At 68.0% G+C, this 2,158-nt stretch carries 4 protein-coding genes; all 4 read right to left on the bottom strand.

The genetic code is table 11. The annotated features are described in order from the left end of the window. The coding region (locus HUK84_RS15665) for a F0F1 ATP synthase subunit B family protein (protein ID WP_176641114.1) at positions 1-543 on the bottom strand (543 nt) is incomplete at its 3' end. Between the two features lie 14 nt (positions 544-557). Beyond that, the gene (locus HUK84_RS15660; protein WP_012224283.1) at positions 558-782 is read right to left on the bottom strand and encodes an ATP synthase subunit C family protein; all 225 of its coding nucleotides are present in this window, start codon (positions 780-782) and stop codon (positions 558-560) included. A 56-nt stretch (positions 783-838) separates the two neighbouring features. Continuing rightward, positions 839-1,588, bottom strand: a complete 750-nt coding sequence (locus HUK84_RS15655) for a F0F1 ATP synthase subunit A (protein ID WP_176641113.1) — start codon at positions 1,586-1,588, stop codon at positions 839-841. 33 nt (positions 1,589-1,621) lie between these two features. Then, positions 1,622-1,957: an AtpZ/AtpI family protein gene (locus HUK84_RS15650; RefSeq protein WP_176641112.1), complete on the bottom strand. Its 336-nt coding sequence runs from the start codon at positions 1,955-1,957 to the stop codon at positions 1,622-1,624. Positions 1,958-2,158 lie beyond the last annotated feature (201 nt).

Genomic DNA, 2,158 nt, shown 5'->3' with positions numbered 1-2,158 from the left:
GGTCACCTGGTGGACCAGGGTCTGCGCCGTGTCGCCGGCGATCTGGCGCAGCGACCCGAGCGCTTCGGCGCGGGCGTGGGCCACGCGGGCCTCGGCGTCGCGGATTTCCTGCGCGAGGCGGGCATTCATGTCCTGCGTCTGGCGAAGGGCGGCGAGGCGCGCGTCCTCGACCACCTTTTCGACGTTCGCCTGCGCCTCGGCCATCGCGGAGCGGCGGGCCTGGTGCAGTTCGTCCACCGCGGCGTCGGCATCCTGCTTGGCACGGCGGGCGATGTCCAGATCGTTGTCGATCGTCTGGCGCCGGCCGGCCAGCACCTTCTCGACCCTGGGCAGGGCCGAGCGGCTGAGCAGCAGGTAGAGCACCAGGAAGATCGCGCCGCCCCAGATCACCTGGCCGATAACCAGCGGGTTGGCGAAATCGAGCTGCGGCATGCCCACGGCGCGCGCGCCCGGCGCGGCCATGACCAGCAGCGACAGGGCCAGCGCGCACGTCGCGAGAGACGACGCCGCCTTGCGGGTGATCGACACCGCGGAACGTGCCACGTCGGCCTCCGGACTTAGACGAACAGGATCAGGAAGGCGATCAGCAGGGCGTACAGGGCCACGGCTTCGGTCAGGGCGAAGCCCAGCATGCCCAGGCCGAACACGTGCGGACGCGCGGCAGGGTTGCGGGCGATGCTGCTGACCAGCGTGGAGAAGATGTTACCCAGGCCGATGCCGACGCCGGCGAGGGCGATAACGGCGATACCGGCACCAATTTCCCGGGCTGCAGCGATGTCCATAGCGAGGCTTTCCTTGGTTGTTCAGGCGTTCAGGAGAGGCTGGGGATAGGCCGCGATCAGTGTGCGACCGCCTCCCGCAGGTAGATGCAGGTGAGGATCGCGAACACGTAGGCCTGGAGCGCGCCCACCAGCAGTTCGAGCGCCATCAGCGCGACATTGATGACCACCGGCCCGACGGCGAGGACATCGCCGAACAGGCCGAGCCCGGCCAGCATGATCGTGAAGGCGGCGAACATTTCGAACATCACGTGGCCCGCCACCATGTTGGCGAAAAGACGGATCGACAGGCTCACGGGACGGGAAAGGAAGGAGAGGATTTCGATCGGCACCAGCAACGGGGCCAGGGCCAGCGGCGCGCCGGCCGGCATGAAATGCGCGAAGAATTTCGCGCCCTGGACCCTGAGCGACACGATGACCGACAGCACGAACACCAGCAGCGCCAGCGCGAGCGTGACCGCGATATGACTGGTGAAGGCGAAGGAAAAGGGCAGCAGCCCGAGATAATTGCCGGCCAGGATGAAGAAGAACAGCGTGAAGACGAACGGGAAGAAGGCGCGGCCTTCGGCCCCGATCGTATCGACCGCCATGTCGTGGATGAAATCGTAGCAGATTTCCGCCGCGGCCTGCAGGCGGCCAGGCACCACGGCGGCGGGGCGCATGCCCAGATAGAGGAAGCCCAGCACCAGGGCCGACGCCACGATCATCATCGCCGGCGACTGGCTGAAGCGCAGCGATTGACCCAGCCCACCCAGAACCGGATGGAGCGCGAACTGGCCCAGTGCGTCGATGGTGGATCCGGCCGCCAACTTCGTCTTCCCTCTACCGTTCCGGCCCTGCGGTTACAGGCCCGGCTTGTCCCCCGGCGTGTCCAGCGGCCTGACCAGACGCCAGACGTTCAGCACGCCCGCAGCGCCGCCCAGGAACGAGAACAGGATCAGGAAGGCCGGGCGCGTGCCGAGCCACCGGTCGAGCCCCCAGCCGATCGCGACACCGACCGCGAGGGCCGATACCATTTCGGTGCCCGCCCTGAGAACCACGCCCAGGGCCGACATGTCGCTGGCGGACAAGCCGCTGCCCTGCGCCGCCGGCGCCGCCCGGTCCGGATTGTTCCGGTCCATGGCCTGCTTCAGGCGGGTATCGAAGGACTGGCGGGAGCTGTCCGTATCCTTACCCAATGTTCACACCTCCAGGCGGGTGCAGGCGCTAGCTAACGACGCGGCATGAGGCTGTCAAGCAACGCGCACCCCCGATGCGCGGAAAACGGGGATATGCGCGGCCGCCGTGGGCATGACGGTTTCGAGATATGTCCTAACGCGCGGCGGGCCGCCCGGCTGCGCGGGCGCCGCCGCCGGTCAGTGGCGGAAATGCCGCATGCC

Origin of the sequence: Nguyenibacter vanlangensis (assembly GCF_013376155.1) — a bacterium.
Taxonomy (GTDB): Bacteria; Pseudomonadota; Alphaproteobacteria; order Acetobacterales; family Acetobacteraceae; genus Gluconacetobacter; species Gluconacetobacter vanlangensis.
The sequence above is the reverse complement of the archived record's forward strand: the minus strand, read 5'-3'. Positions and strand labels throughout refer to the sequence as shown.

Bases quoted from the DNA above. Each gene is read 5' to 3' on its own strand.
- HUK84_RS15660 (WP_012224283.1), bottom strand. From the start codon at position 782: ATGGACATCGCTGCAGCCCGGGAAATTGGTGCCGGTATCGCCGTTATC.